The organism is Gordonia alkanivorans NBRC 16433 (assembly GCF_000225505.1).
Taxonomy (GTDB): Bacteria; Actinomycetota; Actinomycetes; order Mycobacteriales; family Mycobacteriaceae; genus Gordonia; species Gordonia alkanivorans.
On the sequence record NZ_BACI01000060.1, the window covers coordinates 25,262 to 49,568 of the forward strand.

Consider the following 24,307-nt stretch of genomic DNA (forward strand, 5'->3'; position numbering starts at 1 on the left):
GGCGTCATTCCCGAGGAATGCGGAGCTCCGTGACGACGGTCCGGGCCAGCTCGCCGATCGCGCGGTCGACTTGCGGCAATGCAGGCTCCGACCGTGCACTCCTGGTGAAGACCGCAACGGCCACCGGGAGCTCGCCGGGGAACTCGACGACGCCGACCTCGTTGCGGATCGCGACCAGAGTGCCCGTCTTGCCCGCGACCGTGACCCGTCGGAACGGAAAGCCCGACGCCAGTCGGGAGGTGAAGACCTGACGACGCATGGTGTCCCTGATGAACGCGCACATCTCGGCCGACGCCGCGCGGTCGGTCCACACGGCGGTCAGGACCGTCGAGCAGTCCCGGGGCGTGGACGAACTCGTATAGGCGGCGTCGTAGGCGCTCACCGTGGTGTCGCTGTCCGGGTCGGCGAGTGCGGCGAAAGCCTCTGCCACCGTGCTCGTTCCGGTCTCGCGCTGGAGTCTTTCGTGCAGTTCTGCGACCCCTCCGACGATGCGCGTGCTCGTGGCACCGAGGCCGATGAGGTCCTCTCGGACGCGGTCGAGCCCGATCTCGTCGAGGAGGACGTCGGCGGCCACGTTGTCGGAGACGGTCATCATCGAGGTGGCGAGATCGCGTCGGCTCAGGGTGATCGGGTCGCGCAGCGTGGCCAGGCCCGTCGGTCCCTGCGCCCACCGGGTGGGATCGACGGTCACCGGCGAGGTCAGGTCGATCTCTCCGCGATCTGCGCTGCGGCACAACGAGATCAGGACAGCGAGCTTGTAGACCGATGCCAGAACGACCGGTGCGTCGGCGTCGTAGGAGTAGCTGATCTGGGGCGAGCCGATCGTCGTCGCATGAAGCCAGCCGGAACAGCCGGCGTCGGCGAGGATCTCGGCGACGTTGCGGTCGATCCGATCTCTCACGTGGGCAGGCAGCTCACCCGGGCCGACGGTCACCCGGTCGCCTTGCTGATCTTCCACAGTGCGGCCGTCGCCACGTCGGCCACCTCGCCGAGCGCAGACTCCCGGTAGACGACGCGGAGTCGAAGTGCTGTTGCGTCACGCCCGATGGGCAGGCAGCTTATGGAGTCCAGCGATGCAAGGCGTTGCGCGTCGGCGGTCAGACCGAAGGCTCCGCTGCCGGCGACGGCGGCCACCAGGTGTTCGGACGACGAGATGGGCAGAATGCGTGGATCGAGCCCGGATTCGCGGAGGCGGTCGATCAGCTGATCATGTGCGGGTGGATTCGCCGCGCGCGATTGGTGGCAGAGGTCGAGTCCGGCCAGTTGTCGCAACCGCGGACGCACCGTGGTGGTCACCGGATGGTTTGCGGGTACGACCACGTGGCGCCGAAACACGACGATCGGACCGGTGGTGAGAGTGCCAGTGACACAGGGAGCGTCGACGATCGCGAGGTCGAGCGTGCCCGCGGATACCTGCTCGACCAGACTCACCGCAGTTGCGCTCAGCATCTCCTGGCCGGAGGACACGTCACCGAGACGTTGTGCGACTGCCGCAATTGCCGCGGCACCGGCGAGAGGCACTGCACCCCAACGCAGCACCTCGGATCCGTCGTGAAGGTGTCGGGCTTCACCGAGGAACCGCGCTGCGTCGTCGATGAGAAGACGTGCGCGGGGCAGCAGGTCGCGGCCCGCGTCGGTGAGTTCGGCGCCGCGGGAGGTGCGTCGGATCAGCTGGACCCCGAGCTCCTTCTCCAGGCGTCTCAGCCCCTGCGACACCGGTGGCTGCGTCATCTCCAGCCGAGCAGCCGCGTCCCCGAAGTGGCCTTCCTCGGCGACGGCGACGAAGAACCGCAGGTGCCTGACGAGATCCACGGGTTCCAGGATGGCACGGCGGCGTCGACCGGCCTCGCAACCCACCCCTTTTCCGTATACCCACCCCGTCGAGCGGGGGCGGGTATACGGAAAAGGGGAGAGGCTGCGACGGTCAGCGCAGGAACGTCGCGGCCGCGTCGGCGAGGTCGAGCAGCGGTTGCGGGAAGATGCCGAGTACGACGGTGGCCAGGGTGCAGATCGCGATGCCCGTGGTGGTGAGGATGCTCGGCTTCACGACGTGCGGTGCGTCGTGGGTGGGGACGTCGTCGAAGAACATGGCGACGATGATGCGGATGTAGACGTAGGCGGCGATCGCGCTGCTGATGACGCCGATGACCACCAGGACTCCGCCGCCGTTGCCGGCGACTGCGGCGAAGACGTCGAATTTGGCGATGAAACCGCTTGTCAGCGGGATGCCCGCGAAGGACAGCAGGTAGACCGCGAACATGGCGCCGACCAAGGGGTACCGACGGCCGAGACCCGACCACTGGGTGAGGTCGGTGGCCTCGCGGCCGGACAAGTGCGGGTTGCGGACCGTCGCCGCGGTGCCGTGGATCGCGGCCGTGCGTGCCGAAGTGCTGGTGTCCGAAGTTGTCGTGTCACAGTCGGGTTCGCGGATCACCGCCACCATGGGGAAGGCGCCGAGCGTCGTGAACGCGTAGGCCGCCAGGTAGAAGAGCGTTGCGCCGAGACCGGCGTCGTCGAAGGCGATCAGGCCGAGCAGGATGAAACCGGCGTGCGCGATCGACGAGTAGGCGAGCATGCGCTTGATGTCGTTCTGGGTCACCGCCATCACCGACGCGATGACCATCGACGCTATCGCCACTGCCCACAGCGCCGGCTCCCATTGATCGCGCAGCGCACCGAAACCGACGTAGAAGACGCGCAGTAGCGCACCGAATGCGGCGACCTTGGTCGCCGATGCCATGAACGCGGTGACCGGGGTCGGGGCGCCCTGGTAGACGTCGGGAATCCAGGAATGGAACGGAACCGCACCGACTTTGAACAACAGCCCGACGGCCAGCATCGCGAGCCCGATCAGCGCCAGCGTGGTGTCGCCGCCGGTACCGGCGACATCGGTGAGCGACGCTCCGATCGTCGACAGGTTCAGCGAGCCGGTCGCGCCGTAGACGAATGCCGCACCGAACAGGAAGAAGGCCGACGAGAAGGCGCCCAGCAGGAAGTACTTGAGCGACGCCTCCTGCGAGATGAGCCGACGACGCCGCGCCAGTCCGCACAGCAGGTAGAGCGGCAGCGAGAAGACCTCCAGCGCAATGAACATGGTGAGCAGATCGCCGCAGGCGGGGAACAGCATCATGCCGCCGACCGCGAGAAGGGCCAGCGGGAACACCTCGGTCGTCACGGCCCCGGCACGGGTCGCCTCGAACTCGGCGTCGGTGTTGGGCACCGACGCACCGGACGGCGTGAACATGTCCGCGTCTACTCCACCGCCGTTCAGACCTGTCCTGCCGGACTGATCGTCGCCGACCTCGGCGCCGGCGAGAGTACGCATGGTGACCGGCGCGACGACCCGCTCGAGCCGCCGTTCGGCCATGAAACCCACCGCGATGATCGCGATGATCAGCAGGAGTCCCTGCAGATACAGTGTCGGGCGGTCCATCACGACGGCCCCCGACATCGCGAACTGACCGTTCGCGCCGTCCGCGGTCTGTGCGGTTGTGACGGTGGCCAGCGCGGCGAGAGCGACGACGAGGCCGCCCAGCGAAAGTGCCAGTTGCAGTGCGTACCTCAACCTGCGCGGGGCAAAGGCTTCGACGAGGACCCCGATGACTCCCGCACTGAACACGATCAGCATGGGGGACAGCGCCGCATACTCGACGCTCGGGGCTTCGATCGCGGCCAGCGGCGTCGTGCTCAGGGCGACGAGAGACGTGGTCATCGGTGAGCCTCCGCGACAGGGGTCGAGCCGGCGGGCCGGTCATGGGCGGGGTCCGCCACCGCGGGTTCGGGATCGGTGACCCCGACCGTCGTCAGCGTGCTCTGCACGGCCGGATCGATCAGGTCGATCATCGGCTTGGGATAGACCCCCAGGGCGATGAGCAGGGCGAGAAGCGGGACGACGACGGCCAGCTCGCGGCCGGCGAGGTCGCGTATCGGCGTCGACCGCTCGTCGTCGGGCCTGGCCGGTCCGCCCATCATCCGCTGGTAGGTCCACAGGATGTAGATGGCGGAGAGCACCAAGGCCGAGCACGCGAGGACGGCCGCGATCGGGTAGCGCGTGAATGTGCCGATGAGGACCAGGAACTCGCTGATGAACGGGGCGAGTCCGGGCAGCGACAGGGTCGCGAGACCCGCGACGAGGAAGGTCCCGGCCAGGACCGGGGCGACCTTCTGGACACCGCCGTAGTCGGCGATGAGGCGACTGCCCCGCTGCGACACCAGGAACCCCGCGATGAGGAACAGTGCGGCCGTGGAGAGTCCGTGGTTGACCATGTACAGCGTCGACCCGGTCTGTCCCTGGTCGGTCAACACGAAGATGCCGAGGATGATGAAACCGAAGTGGGAGATGGACGTGTAGGCGATCAGACGCATCACATCGGTCTGCCCGATGGCCAGGACCGCGCCGTAGATGATGCTGACGACCGCCAGCCCGCAGATCAGCGGGGCGAAGTACTGGCTCGCATCCGGGAACAGCTGTAGGCAGAACCGCAGCATCGCGAAGGTCCCCACCTTGTCGATCACGGCCATCATGAGCACCGCCGACGTCGGGGTTGCCGCGACCGCGGCGTCGGGAAGCCACGAATGCAGCGGCCAGAGCGGGGCTTTCACCGCGAACGCGAACATGAAGCCGAGGAACAGCAGTTTCGCGAGGCCGGTGGTGTCGTCGATCTGTCCGCTCGACACCGCGGCCACGATGTCTCCCAGTGCGAAGGTCCCGCCGCCATCGGCCCCGACGCCGTTCTGTGCGGACACGACGTACAGGCCGATCACCGCGGCGAGCAGGAGCAGCCCGCCGAACAGGTTGTACAGCAGGAACTTCACCGCCGCACCGGAGCGGTTGGGGCCGGTGCCGAAGCCGCCGATGAGGAAGTACATCGGGATGAGCATGGCTTCGAAGAAGATGTAGAACAGCAGGATGTCCAGGGCGACGAAGCTCATCAGCACCATCGCCTCGGTCGCGAGGAACAGCGCGAGATAGATGTGCGGGCCCTTTTGTGCCCGTCTACCCGAATGGTCCAGGGAACCGTCGGAGTCGGCGTCGTGCCAGCCGGCCAGCAGTAGCAACGGCAGGAGAGCTGCGGTCAGCAGGATGAGGACCAATCCGATTCCGTCCAGCCCCAACGCATACCGGGTCCCCAGGGCCGGAATCCAGCTCACGTCCTCGGTGAACTGGTATCGCTGCCCGGCAGGATCGAAACCGACCGCGAGACCGACGGCCAGGACGAGAACACCGACGGTGACCGCGAAGGCGAACCAGCGGGCCACCGCGGGACGGCTCGCGGGAATCGCGAGGACCAGGGCCGCGCCCACCGCGGGGGCCAGCCAGAGGATCGTCAGCCAGGGGATGTTCACAGCACGTTCACCGCCATCACGAGTGCGACGATCAGGGTCGTCCCGGCGAACATCGACAGCGCGTAGGACCGTACATAACCGTTCTGCCACCCGCGTATTCGGCGTGATGCGCGGGTCACGGTCTCGCCGACCCCGCTCGTCAGCCCGTCGACACCGTCGGATTCCACGGCGACCAGGCCGGCGGTGACGCGCTGCCCGGGACGCATCAGTAGTTCCTCGTTGATCGTGTCGCCGTACAGATCGCGTCGTGCTGCGACGGTCAGCACCGACACGTCCTCGGGTGCGACGACGGGAACCGGCCGGGTGGCGTACTGCCGGTAGGCGATCGCGACGCCGACCGCCACGACCAGAAGGATGATCGCGGTCATCGCCCAGACCGGGATCAGGTGGTGGGCGGTGTGTTCGCCGACCACCGGTTCGAGCCAGCGCTCGAGCGAACCGCCGATCGCGAGCAGGCCACCGGAAGCCACCGAACCCAGTGCGATCAGGACCATCGGCCCGGTCATCACCCGGGGTGACTCGTCCGGGTGCGGTGCGGGGGCATCGGTGCCGTCGTGCCAGCGCTTCTCGCCGAAGAAGGTCAGCAGCATCACGCGGGTCATGTAGAACGCGGTGATGCCCGCGCCGAGAAGCGCTGCACCACCGAGGATCAGACCCTTCGCGCCGCCCGCGCCGAAGGCGGCCTCGATGATGTGGTCCTTGGAGTAGAAGCCCGCGAACGGTGGGACACCGATGATCGCGAGGTAGCCGACCCCGAACGTCACGAAGGTGACGGGCATGAGTGTGCGGAGTCCGCCGTACCGTCGCATGTCGGTCTCGTCGTTCATCCCGTGCATCACCGATCCGGCGCCGAGGAACAGACCGGCCTTGAAGAAGCCGTGGGTGAGGAGGTGCAGGATCGCGAATGCGTAACCGGCCGGGCCGAGGCCGGCGGCGAGCACCATGTATCCGATCTGGCTCATCGTCGACGCCGCGAGCGCCTTCTTGATGTCGTCCTTGGCGCAACCGATGATCGCGCCGAACAGCAGCGTCACGGCACCGACGACCACGACCCCGACCTGGGCGGTGGGTGCCAGGTCGAAGATGGGGCCGGAGCGCACGATCAGGTACACGCCGGCGGTCACCATCGTCGCCGCGTGGATCAGCGCGGACACCGGGGTCGGACCCTCCATGGCGTCACCGAGCCACGACTGCAGCGGTACCTGGGCCGACTTGCCGCAGGCGGCGAGCAGGAGCACGAAACCCAGTGCGGTGAGGGTTCCTTCGCCGGCCTGGGGAGCGCCGTCGAAGACCGCGGTGAACGCCACCGACCCGAAGGTCGCGAACATGATCATCAGTGCGACGGCCAGCCCGATGTCGCCGACGCGGTTGACCACGAAGGCCTTCTTGGCCGCGGTCGCCGCGGTCGGCTTGTACTGCCAGAAGCCGATCAGCAGGTACGACGCGAGGCCCACGCCCTCCCAACCGAGGTACAGGCCGAGATAGTTGTCGGCGAGGACGAGGACGAGCATCGCTGCGAGAAACAGGTTGAGGTAGCCGAAGAATCGTCGACGGTCGGGGTCGTCGGCCATGTAGCCGATCGAGTAGACGTGGATCAGCGATCCGACGCCGGTGATGAGCAGGACGAAGCACATGGACAACTGGTCCAGGCGGAAACCGAAGTCCACCTGTAGTTCTCCCACCGGAACCCAGCTGAAAAGGGTGTCGGTCACGCCGCGGTCGTCGGCGGGACGAGACACCATCCCGGCGAACATCACCAGCCCGACCACGAACGATGCGATCGCCGCGGCGGTACCGAGCAGATGACCCCAGCGGTCGGTGGTCCGACCACCGAGGAGGAGGATCACCGCACCGGCGAGCGGGAGCGCGGGGACCAACCAGAGCAGTGACGCGGTCAGTTCGGCGTTCACCAATCCTCCTCTACCGCTTCAGCAGATCCGCGTCGTCGACCGACGCCGAGCGGCGCGATCGGAAGATGGTCATGATGATGGCGAGCCCGACGACCACTTCGGCCGCGGCGACGACCATCGTGAAGAAGGCGATCACCTGCCCGTCGAAGGACTGGTTCATCCGGGCGAAGGTGACAAAGGCGAGATTCGCGGCGTTGAGCATGAGTTCGATGCACATGAACACGACGATCGCGTTGCGTCGCAGCAGCACTCCGGCGGCCCCGATGGTGAACAGCAGTGCCGCGAGGTAGAGGTAGTTCTCCGGATTCATGATCGAGCCCCACCCGGGTTCTCCGGAGCCTGCGGATTTTTCTGGCGCAGGGTGCGGGCGGCCAGGATGGCGTTCACCGAGAGGTCGGAGGGACTGCCGTCGGGCAGTCGTGCCGGGACGTCGACCGCGTTGTGCCGGGCGTAGACACCGGGACTCGGGAGCGGGGTGATGTTGATGCCGCTGCGGAATCGCGCCTGCGACAGCTCCTTCTGGGTGAGGCGTGGACCGAACTTCTCCCGGTGGGCCAGCACCATCGCGCCGAGGGTCGCGGCGATGAGCAGTGCCCCGGTGAGCTCGAACGCCCAGAGATACCGGACGAAGATGAGCTCGGCGATGGCCTCGATACCGTAGTCGCTGTCGTCGGCCAGCGCGCCGGGGGCGGTCGCGCCGGTGGTGACCGCGATGGTGGCGTTGCCTATCCCGGCGATCAGCAGGACGCCGAACCCGACCCCGATGATCATCGCGGCGACTCGTTGCCCTCGCAGGGTCTCTTTCAGGGAGTCGGAGGAGTCGACGCCGATGAGCATGAGCACGAAGAGGAACAGCATCATCACCGCGCCGGTGTAGACGACCACCTGCACCACGCCGAGGAACAGCGCACCCTGTGCCACGTAGAAGACCGCGAGGACGATCATCGTGGTGGCCAGGAAGATCGCCGAGTACACGGCCTTGGTGGCGAAGACGACGCCGAGCGCGCCGGCCACCGCGATCACTCCGAGCACCCAGAACTGCACGGCCTCACCGGTCGAGGTGCGAATCACCTCGTCGGCCAGTGTCGTGGTCATCGGCCCGGGCGTCATGGTCGCGGCTCCCGGGCACCCTCGCGAACCGTCGGTGTCGGGAGCGGCGTCACCCGGCCGTCGGAGGTGACCTCACCGCGGTAGTAGTTCTCCTCGGTCGAACCGGGCGCCATGGCGTGCGGTGGTGGTTCGACGTCCGGTGCCAGTGGCGCCAGCAGTCGGTCCTTCTCGTAGATGAGGTCGGCTCGGTTGTCGTCGGCGAGCTCGTAGTCGTTGGTCATCGTCAGGGCACGGGTCGGACAGGCTTCGATGCAGAGTCCGCAGCCGATGCAACGCAGATAGTTGATCTGATAGACGCGGCCGTACCGCTCACCGGGCGAGTACCGTTCGTCCGGGGTGTTGTCGGCCCCTTCGACGTAGATGGCATCGGCCGGACACGCCCACGCGCACAGCTCGCAGCCGATGCACTTCTCCAGGCCGTCGGGATGACGGTTGAGTTGGTGCCGACCGTGATAGCGAGGCGCGGTCGGCCGCTTCTCCTCGGGATACTGCTCGGTGATGCTCGGCTGGAACATGCCACCGAAGGTGACGCGTAATCCACTGACCGGTTTGAGGAAATCAGGCATCGGTGGTCTCCCTGCTCGGCGTCTGATCGGCGGGAAGGGGCGGCTCGGGATCGATACGGACGGGCTGGGATCTGGAATCCGTCGACGGCATGGGCGGTACGGGGAACCCTCCGGCCATGGGATCGAACTCGGCCGGGCTCTCCGGTTCGGCCGGGGCCTCCGGCAGATCCGGTACCCGCATCATCCGCCAGATCGCGTAGGCGATCAGTGCCGTCACCGCGAGACCTGCGCCCGCAGAGACGAGCGGCCGGATGAGGCCTGCGTCGTCGCCGATGGAGGCGCGGATGATCGCCACGACCATCACCCACGTCAGCGAGATCGGGATGAGCACCTTCCAGCCCAGGTTCATGAACTGGTCGTAACGCAACCGCGGCAGGCTGGTCCGGAGCCAGATGAACACGAACAGGAACGCCCAGACCTTGATGGTGAACCAGAGGACGGGCCACCAACCGGAGTTCGCCCAGTCGAAGGCACTCAGCGGCCACGGCGCCTGCCAACCCCCCAGGAACATCGTGGTGGCCAGGGCCGAGACCGTCACCATGTTGATGTACTCGGCGAGCATGAACATCGCGAACTTCAGCGACGAGTACTCCGTGTGGAAGCCGCCGACCAGCTCGCCCTCGGCCTCGGGCAGGTCGAAGGGAGCGCGGTTGGTCTCGCCGACCATGGAGATCGCATAGATCACGAACGACGGGAGCAACAGCAGGAAATACCAATGGTGCTCCTGCGCCGCAACGATTCCCGAGGTCGACATCGTCCCGGCATCGAGGAACACCGCCGCGAACGTGAGTCCCATCGCGATCTCGTAGGAGATCACCTGGGCGGTGGAACGGAGTCCGCCGAGAAGGGGATAGGTCGAGCCGGATGACCAACCGGCCAGCACGATTCCGTACACGCCGACCGAGGTCACGGCGAGGACGTAGAGCACCCCGACCGGCAGATCGGTGAGCTGCAACGGGGTTTCGTGGCCGAACACCGACACCATCGGCCCGAACGGGATCACCGCGAACGCCATCACCGCGGGCACTACCGCGATGATCGGTGCGAGGAGGTAGATCACCCTGTCGACGCCGGACGGGATGATGCCCTCCTTCAGTGCGAGTTTCACACCGTCGGCGAGACTCTGGAGAATTCCGCGAGGCCCGACGCGGTTGGGTCCGATCCGGGTCTGCATGCGCGCCATGATCTTGCGCTCGAGCAGGATCGCGACCAGCGGGTTGACGACGAGGAACGCGAAGACGGCGACAGCCTTGACGACGATGAGCCAGATGGGGTCGTGGCCGAAGTCGGCGAGGTCGGGGAAATCGGTGGCGAGAGTTGTCATCGAACACCTCCGGCGACGTCCGCCGACGAGGCCGGCGACAGCGCGACGAGATCGCCCGCCCGGGCCCGGAGGTCGGCGTGCACTCGCGAGCCGGGGGAGTTGAGCGGGACCCACACGACGCGGTCGGGCATCTCGGCATACTCGACGGGCAAAGCGATCTCCCCGTCGGCGGTGCTGATCCGCACGCGACCGCCGACCGCGACCCCGGCTTCGGCGGCGGTCGTCGGAGACATGCGCGCAACCGGCGGGCGTGCGGTCCCGGCGAGGTGCGGCTCACCGTCCTGCAGACGCCCCAGGTCGAGCAGCATGTGCCACGTGGCGAGCACGGCCTGGCCGGACTCCGGTGCGCGTTGGGGACGCTCATGGGCGACGACGGCCGGGCGTTCACCCGACCACGCTCCGATGCGGCGCAGGTCCATGTGGATGGTCTGCGGTCCATCGCAGCGCAGTTCGACGCCGAGCCGCCGTGCGAGTGCGTCCAGGACCCGATGGTCGGGAATCTGTCCCGACTCGGTCAGCGCGGCGGTGAAACTGCGCGGACGGCCCTCCCAGTCGACGAACGTGCCCTCCTTCTCGGCGACCGTCCCCACCGGGAACACCACGTCGGCATGCGGCGTCACCGTCGACTGCCGCTGTTCGAGACTCACGACGAAGGGTGCGGCGGCCAGTGCGTCCTGCGCGGCCGCGGGATCGGGGAGATCATCGAGGTCGACGCCGGCGACGATCAGCGAGAGTCCGTGGTAGCGGGCCGCATCGAGGATTCCGGTGGTGTCCCGACCGGGCAGCGTCGGGATGCCGGGGCCCCACACCTCCGACACCGCGCCGCGCGCCGCGCTGTCGGTGATCGGCCGACCGCCCGGCAACAGCCCGGCGAGCGCGCCGACCTCGAGTGCGCCCCGCTCACCGGCCCGGCGCGGGATCCAGGCGATCCGCGCGCCGGTGCGATCAGCGAGGTCGGCGACCGCCCGCAGTCCCCCCGGAACCCCGGCCAGTCGCTCCCCGACAATGATCACCGAACCCGCTTCGCGCAGATGGTCGGTCACCTCGTCGGAGGCGAGGATCTCCGTCTCTGCGCCCGGCGTGGTGGGGAACAGTCGCGCATCGAGCTTCTGTGCGCCGCGGCTCGCGAACGGGGCCAGGGTGGCCACCCGCTGCCGGTTCGTCCGCACCGCCCGGCGAAGACGCAGGAAGACGATCGGGGACTCCTCCTCGGGTTCGAAACCCGCGAGGAGTACCGCCGGGGCGGCGGACAGATCGTCGTAGGTGGTGTCGAGACCGCGCCCGGCCACCCGGCTCGCAAGGAAGGACGCCTCTTCGGTGCTGTGAACCCGGGCACGGAAGTCGATGTCGTCCGACTTCAGGACTGTTCGGGCGAACCGTGCGTAGGCGTAGGCGTCCTCCACGGTGAGGCGTCCACCGGCGAGGACGCCGACGTTGCCGATGGCCGTCGAGAGTCCCGCGGCGGCAACGCGGATGGCGTCGGCCCACGACGCCTCCCGCAGTTCGCCGTGCCGGTCGCGGATCAGCGGAGACGTCAGGCGGTCGGCCTTGGTCGCATAGGCGAAGGCCCACCGTCCCTTGTCGCAGTTCCACTCGGAGTTGACCTCGGGGTCGTCGCCGGCGAGGCGTCGGAGCACCTTGCCTCGCCGATGATCGGTGCGCTGGGCGCATCCGCTCGCGCAGTGCTCGCACACGCTCGGCGTCGAGACGAGGTCGAAGGGCCGTGCACGGAAACGGTATTGAGCGCCGGTCAGCGCGCCGACCGGGCAGATCTGGACGGTGTTGCCGGAGAAGTACGAGTCGAAGGGTTCGTCGGAGTAGATGCTGACCTGTTGCAGCGCACCGCGATCCGCCAGTTCGATGAGTGGATCGCCGGCGACCTGTGTGGAGAACCGCGTGCACCGGGCGCACAGTACGCATCGCTCCCGGTCGAGCAGGACCTCCGAGGACAGCGGGACCGGCTTGGTGAACGTGCGTTTGACGCCGTCGAACCGGGACTCGCTGCGACCGGCCGACATGGCCTGGTTCTGCAGCGGGCACTCGCCGCCCTTGTCGCACACCGGACAGTCGAGCGGATGGTTGATCAGCAGCAGCTCCATCACGCCGCGCTGCGCGTCCGCGGCGATCTGCGAACTGAGCTGTGTCCGGACGACCATTCCGTCGGTGGCCGTGGTGGTGCACGATGCCAGGGGCTTTCGCTGACCCTCGACCTCGACGAGGCACTGGCGGCAGGCGCCGACCGGGTCGAGCAGCGGGTGATCGCAGAAGCGGGGGATGGTGATGCCGATCTGTTCGGCGGCGCGGATCAGCAAGGAGCCCTTGGGTACCCGGAGCTCGACGCCGTCGATGGTGATGCCGACCAGGTTGTCGGCCTGGGTCGCCGGATCACTGCCGTGTGTGAGGGTCATCGGGCGTCTCCCATCGGCTCGGAACCCAGGACGGTCGACAGCGAGTGGTCGAACGGGCAACCGTGATCGAGATGGGCGAGGTATTCGTCGCGGAAGTACTCGAGCGAGGACACGATCGGACTGCCCGCACCGTCGCCGAGCGCGCAGAACGACTTTCCGACGACGCTGTTGGTGACATCGGAGAGAGTGTCGAGGTCGGCGGCGGTGCCGCCCTCGTGCTCGAGCCGATGGAGTAGTTGCACCAGCCAGTAGGTGCCCTCCCGGCACGGCGTGCACTTGCCGCACGACTCGTGCGCGTAGAACTCGGTCCAGCGCAGCACCGCACCGACGACACAGGTCGTCTCGTCGAAGATCTGGAGAGCCTTGGTGCCCAGCATCGATCCCGCGGCGCCGACGCCCTCGTAGTCGAGTGGGACGTCGAGGTGATCCGGCGTCAGCAGCGGCGTCGACGACCCGCCCGGGGTCCAGAACTTGAGTTCGTGTCCGGCGCGGACGCCACCGGCGCGTTCGAGTAGTTGCCGAAGGGTGATTCCGAGAGGTGCCTCGTACTGGCCTGGATGAGTGACGTGGCCGGACAGGGAGTACAGAGTGAACCCCGGTGATTTCTCGGTGCCCATGGACCGGAACCAGTCGACGCCGTTCCGGATGATCGACGGCACGCTCGCGATCGATTCGACGTTGTTGACCACGGTCGGGCTGGCGTAGAGGCCGGCGACCGCCGGGAAGGGCGGGCGGAGGCGCGGCTGGCCCCGACGGCCCTCGAGTGAGTCGAGGAGCGCCGTCTCCTCACCGCAGATGTACGCACCCGCGCCGGCGTGCACCACGAGCTCGAGATCGAAGCCCGAGCCCAGGATGTCTTTCCCGAGATAGCCTGCGGCATAAGCCTCGTCCACGGCGGTACGCAGACGGCGCAGGACCGAGGCGACCTCCCCGCGGACGTAGATGAACGCGTGGTGCGCGCGGATCGCATACGCGGCGATGACGACCCCCTCGACGAGGGTGTGCGGCGTCGCGAGCATGAGGGGCATGTCCTTGCAGGTACCGGGCTCGGATTCGTCGGCGTTGACCACGAGGTAGTGCGGAATCGAGGGCTCGGCGCCGGGGGACTTCTCCTGCGGGATGAAGGACCACTTCATCCCGACCGGGAAGCCGGCGCCGCCGCGCCCCCGGAGGCCGGAAGCCTTGACCATCTCGATGACGTCGTCGGGTGGGGTGTCGAGCGCGGTGCGCAGGCCGCGGTATCCGTTGTGGCGCAGGTAGTTCGTCAGGGACCAGGACTCGGGTTCGTGCCAATGCCGGGACAGCACCGGGGTGTCCGGGGGTTCGGGTTCAGCAGGTTCGCTGGTCGTCTGGTCCGTCGGGAGGTGGGGGTCGGCCGGCGAGGGCGCGGCCCCGGCGAGCTCGAGCTCGGTCCGACGGAAGGAGCACACGCTCCCGGTGCCGCGGGCGGGCTCGACCGAGACGCCGGCGCGGAGGTCCTCGATGAGTTCGATCGTCGACTCCGGGGTCTGGTTGTCGAAGAATTCCCAGTTCACCATCACCACCGGCGCGAAATCGCAGGCGGCATTGCACTCGACGTGTTCGACCGTGATGCGTTCGTCCGCGGTGGTGTCCCCGGGCCGGACACCGAGGTGGTCGCAGACCGCGCGGAGGATGTCGTCGCCGCCGAGAGTGGCGCAGAGCGTGTTGGTGCACACCCCGACGAGGTATTCACCGGTCGGTGAGCGGCGGTACATCGAGTAGAAGGTGGCCACCGACGCGACCTGGGCGGCGGTCAGATCGAGCTGCGCCGCACAGAATTCGACGCCGGCGCGGGTGATGTAGCCGTCCTCGGACTGCACCAGATGAAGCAGGGGGAGAAGGGCCGACCGCGACTGCGGGTAGCGCGCGATGACCGGTGCCGCCTGCTCGGCGAGACGTTCGGTGACCTCGGCCGTGTACGCCGACGGGCCGCCGAAGGTGATGGTCGGCGCCGGGGTGCCGGGGACCGGCGCGGCGTCCTCGGTGGGCGGTGAGGTGGAGAGCTCCACGAACACGGGATCGGTCATCGGTCCACGCCTCCCATCACCGGGTCGATACTGGCGACGGCCGTGATCACGTCGGCGACCATGCCGCCCTCGCACATCGCCGCCACCGCTTGCAGATTCGTGAACGACGGATCGCGGAAGTGGACCCGATAGGGTCGGGTGCCGCCGTCGCTGACCAGGTGGACGCCGAGCTCGCCGCGTGGGGACTCGACCGCGACGTAGCACTGTCCGGCCGGCACCCGCATGCCCTCGGTGACCAGCTTGAAGTGATGGATCAGCGCCTCCATCGACGTCCCCATGATCCTGGCGATGTGTTCGGGGGAGTTGCCGAGACCGTCGGGACCGAGGGCCAGATCGGCCGGCCAGGCCAGTTTGCGATCGGCGACCATGACCGGGCCGGGCCGGAGCCTCTCCAGGCACTGTTCGACGATGCGAATCGACTCGCGCATCTCCTTGACGCGGATCAGGTAGCGGCCGTAGGAGTCACAGGTGTCGGTGGTGATGACGTCGAAGTCGTAGGTCTCGTACCCGCAGTACGGCTGCGTCTTCCGCAGATCATGCGGATAACCGGTCGACCGCAGCACCGGTCCGGTGATGCCGAGAGCCATGCAGCCCGTCAGGTCGAGATAACCGACGCTCTGGGTGCGCGCCTTCCAGATGTAGTTGTCGGTCAGCAGATCTCCGAGCTCGTCCAAGCGGCCGGGCAGTTGGGCGACAACCTCGGCGACCTGTTCCGGCCCGTCGGGCGGCAGATCCTGCGCGACGCCGCCGGGTCGGATGTAGGCGTGGTTCATCCTCAGGCCGGTGATGAGCTCGAAGAGGTCGAGGATCAGTTCTCGCTCGCGGAAACCGAGGAACATCGCGGTGACGGCGCCGAGCTCCATTCCGCCGGTGGCCAGGGCCACGAGGTGGCTGCTGATCCGGTTCAGCTCCATCAGCATGACGCGGATGACGGTGGCCCGCTCCGGGACGTCGTCGGTGATCCCGAGGAGCTTCTCGACGCCCAGGCAGTAGGCGGTCTCGTTGAAGAACGGTGACAGATAGTCCATCCGGGTCACGAACGTGACGCCCTGCGTCCAGTTGCGATACTCGAGGTTCTTCTCGATCCCGGTGTGCAGGTAGCCGATTCCGCAGCGCGCCTCGGTGACCGTCTCACCCTCGATCTCCAGGATGAGCCGCAGCACGCCGTGCGTCGACGGGTGTTGGGGGCCCATGTTCACGACGATGCGCTCGTCGCCGGGTTGCTGTTCGGCGCGGGTGCGGACGTCGGAGACGATGGAGTCCCAGTCCTGTCCGGAGACGGTGTAGGTGCGGGTCGGGGTCTCCTCGCGTGGCCTCGTGGAACGGGGTTTCGACGATCCGGTGGCTGTGTCGGTCATCAGCTGTACGACCTCCTCCGGTCCGGTGGGTCGACGCGGGTTCCCTTGTACTCGATGGGCACTCCGCCGAGCGGATAGTCCTTGCGCTGCGGATGGCCTTCCCAGTCGTCGGGCATCTCGATACGCGTCAGTGATCGGTGGCCGTCGAAGACGATGCCGAAGAAGTCGTAGGTCTCGCGCTCGTGCCAGTCGTTGGTGGGGTAGATGTCGCAGAGGCTCGGGATGTGCGGATCGGTGTCGGGTGCCGACACCTCGAGGCGCAGGCGCCGGTTGTGGGTCAGGGAGGCGAGGGGATAGACGGCGTGCAGTTCCCGGTCGGTGTCGCCGGGATAGTGGACCCCGTTGACGCCCAGGCACAGTTCGAAGCGCAATCCGGGTGCGTTGCGGAGGGTCAGCGCGACGGCGGGGAGGTGCTCTCGCGCGACGTGGACGGTCATCTCGTCGCGGAAGACGACCACTTTCTCGACCGCGGCGTCGTAGGAGTCGCCGAGTTCGGCCTCCAGGAGATCGGCGATCTCGTCGAAGTAGCTGCCGTAGGGTCGAGAAGAGCTGGGCGGCAGGGTGATCGGATCGATCAGACCCCCGTATCCGGAGGTGTCGCCGGTGCCCGGTGCGCCGAACAGTCCGTGCCGGACGCCGATGACCTCGGGATCGGGCGGTTTCGGGTCGGGCATGCCGAGGTCGGTCATCGCAGCAGCCCCTTCATCTCGATGGTCGGAGTCGACTGCAGGGCAGCGCGTTCCGCCGCCCAGATGGCCTCCTCGCGGTTCACCCCGAGGGGCATCTCCTGGATCTTCTCGTGCAGCTTGAGGATCGCGTTGAGCAACATCTCGGGACGAGGAGGACAACCCGGGAGGTAGATGTCGACGGGCACGACGTGATCGACGCCCTGGACGATCGCGTAGTTGTTGAACATCCCGCCGGACGATGCACAGACCCCCATCGCCAGAACCCATTTGGGTTCGACCATCTGGTCGTAGATCTGCCGCAGCACCGGCGCCATCTTCTGGCTCACGCGGCCGGCGACGATCATCAGGTCGGCCTGCCGCGGAGACGCACGGAACGCCTCCATGCCGAACCTGGCGAGATCGTAGCGGCCCGACGTGGTGGACATCATCTCGATTGCGCAGCAGGCGAGTCCGAAGGTGGCGGGCCACAACGAACCCTTGCGCATGAAGCCGGCGAGATCTTCGACGGTGCTCAGCAGGAAACCGCTGGGGAGCCGTTCCTCGAGTCCCATGACTGACCTCCTTGCAGACGGTGACCGGGTGAAAAGTCCTCAGTCCCAGCTCAGTCCGCCACGACGCCATTCATAGGCGTAGGCGACCGAGACGTTGACGATGAACAAGAGCATGGCCGCGAGGCCGAACCAGCCGAAGGAGTCGAAGGCGACGGCCCAGGGGTAGAGGAAGACGATCTCGATGTCGAAGATGATGAACAGCATCGCGGTGAGGTAGTACTTGACCGGCACCCGCTGGATCGGGCCGCTGAACGTGGGGCCCTCGCCCCCGCGACGGGAGGCGGGAGTCAGGAGACTCTGGCCGACCGGCTCGATGCCACACTCGTACGCCTCGAGTTTGGCGCGGTTGTACCGTTTCGGGCCGATCGCGATACCGATGAAGACGCTGAAAACGGCAAACGCCACGCCGATTGCCCCGAGGATCATGATCGGGACGTAGGCGTTCAAAGCGTGGACTCCTCCTCGCTCCGGGCGGCCGAAACACCTGGTGGGCGATTCCGGCTCGGCGATTGTCCTGCCCGTGCCAGGGGTTCGGTCAGAACCTCCCGACGCGGTTGTGAGCTACACCACAAGCCTAGGTGGTCGTCCCGCGGGAGTCACCCGTTTCAGGCAGTTCGGCGTTTCTCGACCATCTCGACGAAGGCCTCTGCGAGGGCGATCGGATCGACCGGGAGAGTGGCGACGGCATCGGCCCGCGACCATTCGGCGAGCCACCGGTCGTCGGCGCGGCCGAGCAGTACGAGCACCGGTGGGCTCGGGTCCAGCTCGTCCTTCATCTGCTTGGCGATCCCCATCCCGCCGGCCGGGGAGGCCTCGCCGTCGGCGATCACCGCATCGACCACGCCGGCGTCGAGCTGGGCGAAGACCATTGGAGCCGTGGCGACTTCGATGAAGCTGAGCTCGGGGATGCCCTGGGACGGCCGGGTACCGAGCGCACCGATGACCTGGGCCCGGGTCTCCGAATCGTCGGAAAAGACCAGCACGCGCAGCGACCGGGCAGCCTGGGTGTGGGTCACGCGTGCGATGCTACCGCCGTTCGACGTCCGGTTCGGGTGACTTGACCCGCGCGTCGGTCGTCGGGTGGCTCAGTGCTCGGTCGAGAAGCCGGCGCGGCGCCGGTGGACCTCGAGCGCGAAGGCGACGAGCTGGTCGATGAGATCGGCGTAGGGCACCCCGGTGGCCTCCCACAGCTTCGGGTACATCGAACCGGGGGTGAACCCGGGGATGGTGTTGACCTCGTTGAGCAGCCAGCCGCGACCGTCGGCCTCGTAGAAGAAGTCCACACGGGCCATGCCGGTGCAGCGCATCGCCGTGAACGTCCGGGCCGCGAGCTCCTTGACCTCGGCGATCGCGGCGTCGGGGAGGACCGCCGGGATGACGAGCTTCGCCGCGCCGGTGACGTACTTGTCCTCGTAGTCGTAGAACTCGCTGCCGGGTTCGATCTCGCCGGGCACCGACGTCTCGGGGGCGGTGTCGCCGAGGACGGCCACCTCGATCTCGCGACCGGTGACGTTCTCCTCGATGATCACCACGTTGTCGTAGCGCAGGGCCAGGTTGATCGCGGCGTCCAGCTCACGCTTGTCGTGCGCCTTGGTGATGCCGACCGACGATCCGAGGTTCGCGGGCTTGACGAACACCGGGAGCCCCAGCTCCTCGACGACCCGCGGGACGATCGTGTCCGGGTCGTCGACGCCGTCGCGGAACTCGACCCAGCGGCACTGCGGGATGCCGGCCTGCGCGGCGACGATCTTCGCCATTGCCTTGTCCATGCACACCGCCGACGAGAGCACCCCGGCGCCGACGTAGGGCAGCTTGAACAGCTCGAGCATCCCCTGGATGGTGCCGTCCTCGCCGTGCGGACCGTGCAGCAGCGGCAGGACGACGGTGATCGCCTGGTCGGCGTGTCCGCGGAGTTCGGTCAGCGGGTCGACGACGGTGCCGGCCACCTCCAGGACGTCCGGGAGCGGGGTGCCGTCGGCGATCGCGGCGATGGCCTTGTCGTTGCGCAGCCAGGTGCCGTCCTTGGCGATGCCGATGGGGACCAGGTCGTATTTGGCCCGGTCAGCGGCGGCGAGAACATGCGCGGCTGTGACCCGTGACACATCATGTTCGGCGGACACCCCGCCATAGAGGACCACAAGACGCAGGAGCCGCGAAGACATGCATGTCACGATACGGCCCCCGGCAACCGAGTTCTCGGGGTGGCGTGGCCGGTTGTGGGTTTCGACACGGCTCGACCAGCAGCGCAGACGGCTCGGGAAGCCGGTCCGCGGACGTCGGCTAGCGTGAGGTCGTGCATTTCTTGGCGAGTGAGGTCGCAGCGTCCGTCGGCGGCGAGTTGATCGGTCCCGACGTGCAGATCGACGGGGCGAGCATCGACTCGCGCAATGTCCGGCCGGGTCAGCTCTTCGTGCCGATCGTCGCCGAGCGGGATGGTCACGACTTCATCCCGTCGGCCCTGGAGAGCGGCGCGGCGGCGTACTTCACCGCGCGCGCGGAGGTCTCTCGCGGCACCGCCATTCGCGTCCCCGACACCGCCCTGGCCCTCGCTGATCTCGGGCGTGCGGTCCGCGGCCGTATTCCCGACCGCGTCGTGGGCATCACCGGCTCGGTCGGCAAGACCTCCACCAAGGACCTCCTGGCCGGGGTCCTGCAGACCACCTACCGCACCGCGGCGAGCGAGAAGTCCTTCAACAACGAACTGGGCCTTCCGCTGACCCTGGCGGGCGCGGCCGACGACGTCGAAGCCGTGGTCCTCGAGATGGGTGCGCGCGGGATCGGCCACATCGACCTGCTGTGCTCCATCGCGAGCCCGACCGTCGGCGTGATCACGCGCGTCGAAGGTGTCCACCTCGAGTTGTTCGGGGACATCGAATCGGTGGCCCGCGCGAAGGGTGAGCTGGTCGAGTCCCTTCCGGCCGACGGGATCGCGGTTCTGAACGCCGATCACCGGTACGTCGCGGCGATGGCGGATCGCACCTCGGCCCGGGTGCTGCGGTACGGCCTGTCGCCGGACGCCGACGTGTACGCGTCGGACATCGTCGTCGACGACGAGCTGCGAGCATCGTTCCGGCTGCACACACCGTGGGGTTCGACCGACGTGCGCCTCGGCGCGCGGGGTGAGCACCAGGTCCCCAACGCGCTCGCGGCCGCGGCGGCCGGCGGCGGTCTCGGAGTGTCCGTCGAGGACATCGCCAATGGTATGTCTGCCGCCGAATTGTCCGGTCTGCGAATGGAACTCGCGAAGAACGCCGACGGCACGATCGTGCTCAACGACGCCTACAACGCGAACCCGACGTCGATGTCGGCGGCACTGAAGTCGCTCGCCGCGCTGCCCGCGGGACGACGCGTCGCCGTTCTCGGCACCATGGCAGAACTCGGATCGGACTCTCCGGCCCAGCATCACGCGATCGCACTCGAGGCACACGAACTCGGCATCGAGGTCATCGCGGTCGACGAACCCGACTACGGCGACACCGCGCGCCACACCTCCGGCGTCGACGAAGCGGTTGCCGCACTCGGCGACCTCGCCGGAGGAGATGCGGTACTGGTCAAAGGAAGTCGCGTCGCCGCACTGGAGCGGGTGGCGCAGGCCCTGCTGAGCTGAGGTCCGGGCCGGCCGCGTGTCACGCGGTCGGTGATTCCCAGTTCTCCACGGGGTCGGCCTCGGCGGCCGCGCGGGCGCGGTACTCGCTCGGGCCGATCCCGAGTTCGGCCCGGAAGCGGTTGCGCATCGTGGGACTCGACGGGAAGCCGGAGATCCTGGCCACCTCGGAGACCGCCATGTCCGGACGTGTCCGGAGGAACTCGCAGGCGGTCTTGAGTCTGCGGTCGGCGATGCGTGCGGCCAACGAGTCCTCGGTGTCCTCGAAGTGCCGGTACAGCTGACGGCGGCTGATGTGCAGGTAGCGGGCGATCGCGTTCGGGGTGAACGAGGGATCGCGATGGTGACGCTCGATGAGGTCGGAGACCGCCTCCCGCACGAAAAGGGCGTTGTCGGTGATCTGTCGATTGTCGTAGTCGAGCTGTCCGAGTGCAGCGCGAACCAATTCGATGGCGGCCATCTCCGTGTCCGGGCCGGGTTCGGTCACGCCGACCGCGGTGTCCGACGCGAACTGAAGGATGAACGATGCGGTGGCGCGCGCCAGCAGGGTGTGAGAGGCGACCGGCCGGCGGGCCTGCTCGGCGACGCGGCGCTGGTTCCCGAGGAGTTCGAGCGGGATCACCAGGCCCGCAGGGTCATTGATCTCGAAGGTCCGCTCGAGGTAGGGGGATGCATTGCTGACGAAGGCGAGTTGCCCGGGGCCGTAGGCGAAATCGCGTGACCCCTGGCGGATGATGTGCTTGCCCTCCAGGGTGTGCACCCCGATGACCAGGTCTTCGGAGGGCTGTTCGGAGATGAGGCGCGGGTTCCGCGACACCTCGAGCGGGGTGTGCAGGCTGCAGAACGTGCCGATCATCGAGAGCTGACGTACGTACATCAGCGAGTCGAACGAACCGGGGTCATCGGTCCGTACCTCGACGTGCTGCCCGTAGTGGCGCATTCCGTCGGGTCCGGTGAGTCGGATCGGCTCGGCGTGGATGTTGCTGCGGTGCACGCCGACACGGCGCTCCCACGTCTCGATCACCTTCGGGGGCAGGGGTGCCGACGAGACCTCGTTCCGGAACAACTCGGTCATCCCCGGCTCCCCGGTGCCGGTGCGCCCCCGCCGGGATCCGGTTGTGTACGTGATCCGGTCATGCCGACTCACCCGACGAGTTCCGGTTCCAGGCCGGGAGGACCACGAGGGACGCCATGAAGAAGCAGATCGCTCCGATGAAGGTTCCCCAGTTCGCCATCGCCGTGTCGACCGTGACTCCGCCCTGGGACACGTAGGCGCCCACCGCGGCGACGCCGAAGGCGATGCATCCGATGAGGTTGATCTGCACCGACCACCAGCCGGCCGAACCCGGGTCGAAGAACTTGTGTGCGTGCCGGTAGCCGCGAACGGCCATGAAGCCGCTGACGAGGAAGAGGATCGATCCGCCGGCATCCGGCGACCAGACGAACTCTCTCTGGGAGGGGATCGAATGCGCGGTGAGTGCCGCGGTGGTGCTCACGTTGAACAGGATCGTTCCCAACGACTGGGTCGACGCCGCGAGCCAGTCGGCGCGCACCATGATGCCGCTGCCGTAGTCGACCTTGGTCGTCACGGGGCCGCTCAGGATCAGCTGGATCAGGCCGGCGGCGGTGAAGAACCACGCCCCGACGAAGCAGCAGAGATTGACGGCCGACGATCCAGCCGAGCTGCCGAAGCCCGGCGCCGCGCTCAACGCGAAGAGTGCGGATCCGATCATGAAGCCCCAACACTGTTTGTTCAGGGTCGGGATGAAGACCGTGCTGCGTCTGGGGGCTGACGCGGCAATACTCATTTTCTACCTGTCTGTGAATGCGACGATGCGTCCCCGGCCTGGAAGGGATGCCAGGCCGGGGACACATCAGGGGATCGCGACGATCTCGGCGATCAGTGGTGGAAGTGCGAGCGCTCACCCTCGGCCGGGATCGGGCCCTCGAGACGATCGAGGAAGTCGACCTCGGTCTGGATGTCGGCGATGAGGGCACGCGCGAGGTCGTGGCTCAGGCCGGCGCGGACGACGATGCGCTGGACGGTGAGGTCGGCGAGGTCGTCGGCCATCGGGTAGGCCGGGACCAGCCAGCCCTTCATGCGCAGGCGATCAGACAGGTCGTAGAGGTTCCAGTTGTCGGTGTGGCCCGACTTCAGGCGCCATGCGAAGACCGGGATGGTGTCGCCCTTGCTGACGAGCTCGAAGGCGTCGATCTTGGCGATCTCCGACGACAGCCACTGCGCGACGTCGAGCGAACCCTGCTGGACCTGGCGGTAGCCCTCACGGCCGAGGCGCAGGAACTGGTAGTACTGCAGCAGCACCTGGGCGCCGGGACGCGAGAAGTTCAGAGCCAGGGTGGGCATGTCGCCACCGAGGTAGCTGCAGTGGAAGACCATGCTCTCCGGCAGCGCCTCGGTGTCGCGCCACACGATCCAGCCGACACCCGGGTAGACGAGGCCGAACTTGTGGCCCGAGGTGTTGATGGAGACGACGCGGTCGACGCGGAAGTCCCACTCCAGGTCGGGCTGGCAGAACGGAGCGATCATCGCGCCCGACGCGCCGTCGACGTGGATCTTCACGTCGAGGCCGGTGTCGGCCTGGATCTGGTCCAGCTTGGCGGCGATCTGCTTCACCGGCTCGTACATGCCGGTGTAGGTCTGGCCCATGATGGCGACGACGCCGATGGTGTTCTCGTCGACGTACTTCTCGAGCTCGTGGCCGTCGAGGACCATGTGGTCGGGGCTGATCGGCACCCAGCGGGGCTCGACCTCGAAGTAGTTGCAGAACTTCTCCCAGCAGACCTGAACGGCGGTGGACAGCACCAGGTTCGGGGTCTCGGTGGACTTGCCCTCGGCCTTGCGGCGGGCCTGCCAGTGGCGCTTGAGGGCCAGGCCGCCGAGCATGCAGGCCTCCGACGAACCGATGGTCGAGGTGCCGATGGCGTTGTCGACGTTCGGGTTGTGCCAGAGGTCGGCGAGGATCTTCCAGCAGCGGTCCTCGATGGCGGCCGTCTGCGGGTACTCGTCCTTGTCGATCATGTTCTTGTCGACGGTCTCGGAGTAGAGCTTCTTCGCCTCGTCGTCCATCCAGGTCGACACGAAGGTCGCCAGGTTCAGGCGCGCGTTGCCGTCGAGCATCGCCTCGTCGTGGACGATCTGGTAGGCGGTCTCGGGCAGCAGCATGTCGTCGGCCATCGAGAACTTGGGCAGATCGGTGGCCTCGCCCGGGCGGGTGAAGACGGTCCGCAGATTCAGGTTGTCGCCGATGTTGGTCGTGGCGCGGGCCTGCGAGTTCGATTTGGGTGTCATGTATTCCTCCTGGTGTTCAGATGCTAAGGCGCTCAATACCGGAAATGGGGCGGTTGAAGCGATCTACTCGAGGTAGACGACAG

Annotated in this window: 21 protein-coding genes; 1 reads left to right on the forward strand and 20 read right to left on the reverse strand. The window is 67.5% G+C overall.

Features of this window, described 5'->3' with window-relative positions:
• Nucleotides 1–4: 4 nt before the first annotated feature.
• The 17 genes from GOALK_RS11150 to GOALK_RS11230 all read right to left on the reverse strand — a co-directional run bounded on the left by GOALK_RS11150 (nt 5) and on the right by GOALK_RS11230 (nt 19,472).
• Entirely contained in the window at nt 5–934 is a 930-nt protein-coding gene (locus GOALK_RS11150) for a serine hydrolase (protein ID WP_006358922.1), read from the reverse strand.
• A complete protein-coding gene (locus tag GOALK_RS11155) occupies nt 931–1,812 on the reverse strand; it encodes a LysR family transcriptional regulator (protein ID WP_035754480.1) in 882 nt (293 codons plus the stop codon). The genes GOALK_RS11150 and GOALK_RS11155 overlap by 4 nt, the downstream gene beginning before the upstream one ends.
• A 112-nt stretch (nt 1,813–1,924) precedes the next feature.
• Nucleotides 1,925–3,712, reverse strand: a complete 1,788-nt coding sequence (gene nuoN / locus GOALK_RS11160; protein WP_006358924.1) for an NADH-quinone oxidoreductase subunit NuoN — start codon at nt 3,710–3,712, stop codon at nt 1,925–1,927.
• A complete protein-coding gene (locus GOALK_RS11165) occupies nt 3,709–5,346 on the reverse strand; it encodes an NADH-quinone oxidoreductase subunit M (protein ID WP_006358925.1) in 1,638 nt (545 codons plus the stop codon). The genes nuoN and GOALK_RS11165 overlap by 4 nt, the downstream gene beginning before the upstream one ends.
• A complete protein-coding gene (nuoL, locus tag GOALK_RS11170) occupies nt 5,343–7,256 on the reverse strand; it encodes an NADH-quinone oxidoreductase subunit L (protein ID WP_006358926.1) in 1,914 nt (637 codons plus the stop codon). Before nuoL ends, GOALK_RS11165 begins: the two co-directional genes overlap by 4 nt.
• A gap of 10 nt (nt 7,257–7,266) precedes the next feature.
• A complete protein-coding gene (gene nuoK, locus GOALK_RS11175) occupies nt 7,267–7,566 on the reverse strand; it encodes an NADH-quinone oxidoreductase subunit NuoK (protein ID WP_006358927.1) in 300 nt (99 codons plus the stop codon).
• Entirely contained in the window at nt 7,563–8,366 is an 804-nt protein-coding gene (locus GOALK_RS11180; protein ID WP_006358928.1) for an NADH-quinone oxidoreductase subunit J, read from the reverse strand. Before GOALK_RS11180 ends, nuoK begins: the two co-directional genes overlap by 4 nt.
• Nucleotides 8,363–8,932 carry an NADH-quinone oxidoreductase subunit NuoI gene (gene nuoI / locus GOALK_RS11185; protein WP_006358929.1) on the reverse strand — a complete coding sequence of 190 codons (570 nt, stop codon included), beginning with the start codon at nt 8,930–8,932 and terminating at the stop codon, nt 8,363–8,365. Before nuoI ends, GOALK_RS11180 begins: the two co-directional genes overlap by 4 nt.
• Nucleotides 8,925–10,256, reverse strand: coding sequence for an NADH-quinone oxidoreductase subunit NuoH (gene nuoH / locus GOALK_RS11190; protein ID WP_006358930.1), 1,332 nt, complete (start codon nt 10,254–10,256; stop codon nt 8,925–8,927). The genes nuoI and nuoH overlap by 8 nt, the downstream gene beginning before the upstream one ends.
• The gene (locus GOALK_RS11195; protein ID WP_006358931.1) at nt 10,253–12,664 is read right to left on the reverse strand and encodes an NADH-quinone oxidoreductase subunit G; all 2,412 of its coding nucleotides are present in this window, start codon (nt 12,662–12,664) and stop codon (nt 10,253–10,255) included. Before GOALK_RS11195 ends, nuoH begins: the two co-directional genes overlap by 4 nt.
• On the reverse strand, nt 12,661–14,712 hold the full coding sequence (nuoF, locus tag GOALK_RS23460) for an NADH-quinone oxidoreductase subunit NuoF (RefSeq protein WP_006358932.1): 2,052 nt from the start codon (nt 14,710–14,712) through the stop codon (nt 12,661–12,663). Before nuoF ends, GOALK_RS11195 begins: the two co-directional genes overlap by 4 nt.
• The gene (gene nuoD, locus GOALK_RS11205; protein WP_081474338.1) at nt 14,709–16,070 is read right to left on the reverse strand and encodes an NADH dehydrogenase (quinone) subunit D; all 1,362 of its coding nucleotides are present in this window, start codon (nt 16,068–16,070) and stop codon (nt 14,709–14,711) included. Before nuoD ends, nuoF begins: the two co-directional genes overlap by 4 nt.
• Nucleotides 16,070–16,759, reverse strand: coding sequence for an NADH-quinone oxidoreductase subunit C (locus tag GOALK_RS11210; protein ID WP_006358934.1), 690 nt, complete (start codon nt 16,757–16,759; stop codon nt 16,070–16,072). Before GOALK_RS11210 ends, nuoD begins: the two co-directional genes overlap by 1 nt.
• On the reverse strand, nt 16,756–17,310 hold the full coding sequence (locus tag GOALK_RS11215; protein ID WP_006358935.1) for a NuoB/complex I 20 kDa subunit family protein: 555 nt from the start codon (nt 17,308–17,310) through the stop codon (nt 16,756–16,758). The genes GOALK_RS11210 and GOALK_RS11215 overlap by 4 nt, the downstream gene beginning before the upstream one ends.
• Nucleotides 17,311–17,349: 39 nt before the next feature.
• Nucleotides 17,350–17,757 carry an NADH-quinone oxidoreductase subunit A gene (locus GOALK_RS11220; RefSeq protein WP_006358936.1) on the reverse strand — a complete coding sequence of 136 codons (408 nt, stop codon included), beginning with the start codon at nt 17,755–17,757 and terminating at the stop codon, nt 17,350–17,352.
• 158 nt (nt 17,758–17,915) lie between these two features.
• The gene (locus GOALK_RS11225; protein WP_006358937.1) at nt 17,916–18,326 is read right to left on the reverse strand and encodes a hypothetical protein; all 411 of its coding nucleotides are present in this window, start codon (nt 18,324–18,326) and stop codon (nt 17,916–17,918) included.
• 69 nt (nt 18,327–18,395) lie between these two features.
• Nucleotides 18,396–19,472, reverse strand: a complete 1,077-nt coding sequence (locus GOALK_RS11230) for a D-alanine--D-alanine ligase family protein (protein ID WP_006358938.1) — start codon at nt 19,470–19,472, stop codon at nt 18,396–18,398.
• A gap of 131 nt (nt 19,473–19,603) precedes the next feature.
• On the opposite strand from GOALK_RS11230, the gene GOALK_RS11235 reads away from it, so the two are divergent.
• Nucleotides 19,604–20,917, forward strand: a complete 1,314-nt coding sequence (locus tag GOALK_RS11235) for a UDP-N-acetylmuramoyl-tripeptide--D-alanyl-D-alanine ligase (protein ID WP_040004146.1) — start codon at nt 19,604–19,606, stop codon at nt 20,915–20,917.
• Between the two features lie 19 nt (nt 20,918–20,936).
• On the opposite strand, the gene GOALK_RS11240 is transcribed toward GOALK_RS11235, so the two are convergent.
• The 3 genes from GOALK_RS11240 to gad form a co-directional block, all read right to left on the reverse strand.
• Nucleotides 20,937–21,989: a helix-turn-helix domain-containing protein gene (locus GOALK_RS11240; RefSeq protein WP_040004147.1), complete on the reverse strand. Its 1,053-nt coding sequence runs from the start codon at nt 21,987–21,989 to the stop codon at nt 20,937–20,939.
• A gap of 58 nt (nt 21,990–22,047) precedes the next feature.
• Nucleotides 22,048–22,722 carry a hypothetical protein gene (locus tag GOALK_RS11245; protein ID WP_006358941.1) on the reverse strand — a complete coding sequence of 225 codons (675 nt, stop codon included), beginning with the start codon at nt 22,720–22,722 and terminating at the stop codon, nt 22,048–22,050.
• Nucleotides 22,723–22,814: 92 nt separating this feature from the next.
• Entirely contained in the window at nt 22,815–24,224 is a 1,410-nt protein-coding gene (gad, locus tag GOALK_RS11250; protein ID WP_006358942.1) for a glutamate decarboxylase, read from the reverse strand.
• Nucleotides 24,225–24,307 lie beyond the last annotated feature (83 nt).

Coding starts and splice junctions, on each gene's coding strand:
- nuoN (WP_006358924.1), bottom strand. CDS start 3,712: ATGACCACGTCTCTCGTCGCCCTGAGCACGACGCCGCTGGCCGCGATC.
- nuoK (WP_006358927.1), bottom strand. CDS start 7,566: ATGAATCCGGAGAACTACCTCTACCTCGCGGCACTGCTGTTCACCATC.
- GOALK_RS11180 (WP_006358928.1), bottom strand. CDS start 8,366: ATGACGCCCGGGCCGATGACCACGACACTGGCCGACGAGGTGATTCGC.
- nuoI (WP_006358929.1), bottom strand. CDS start 8,932: ATGCCTGATTTCCTCAAACCGGTCAGTGGATTACGCGTCACCTTCGGT.
- nuoH (WP_006358930.1), bottom strand. CDS start 10,256: ATGACAACTCTCGCCACCGATTTCCCCGACCTCGCCGACTTCGGCCAC.
- GOALK_RS11195 (WP_006358931.1), bottom strand. CDS start 12,664: ATGACCCTCACACACGGCAGTGATCCGGCGACCCAGGCCGACAACCTG.
- nuoF (WP_006358932.1), bottom strand. CDS start 14,712: ATGACCGATCCCGTGTTCGTGGAGCTCTCCACCTCACCGCCCACCGAG.
- nuoD (WP_081474338.1), bottom strand. CDS start 16,070: ATGACCGACACAGCCACCGGATCGTCGAAACCCCGTTCCACGAGGCCA.
- GOALK_RS11210 (WP_006358934.1), bottom strand. CDS start 16,759: ATGACCGACCTCGGCATGCCCGACCCGAAACCGCCCGATCCCGAGGTC.
- GOALK_RS11215 (WP_006358935.1), bottom strand. CDS start 17,310: ATGGGACTCGAGGAACGGCTCCCCAGCGGTTTCCTGCTGAGCACCGTC.
- GOALK_RS11230 (WP_006358938.1), bottom strand. CDS start 19,472: ATGTCTTCGCGGCTCCTGCGTCTTGTGGTCCTCTATGGCGGGGTGTCC.
- GOALK_RS11240 (WP_040004147.1), bottom strand. CDS start 21,989: ATGACCGAGTTGTTCCGGAACGAGGTCTCGTCGGCACCCCTGCCCCCG.
- GOALK_RS11245 (WP_006358941.1), bottom strand. CDS start 22,722: ATGAGTATTGCCGCGTCAGCCCCCAGACGCAGCACGGTCTTCATCCCG.
- gad (WP_006358942.1), bottom strand. CDS start 24,224: ATGACACCCAAATCGAACTCGCAGGCCCGCGCCACGACCAACATCGGC.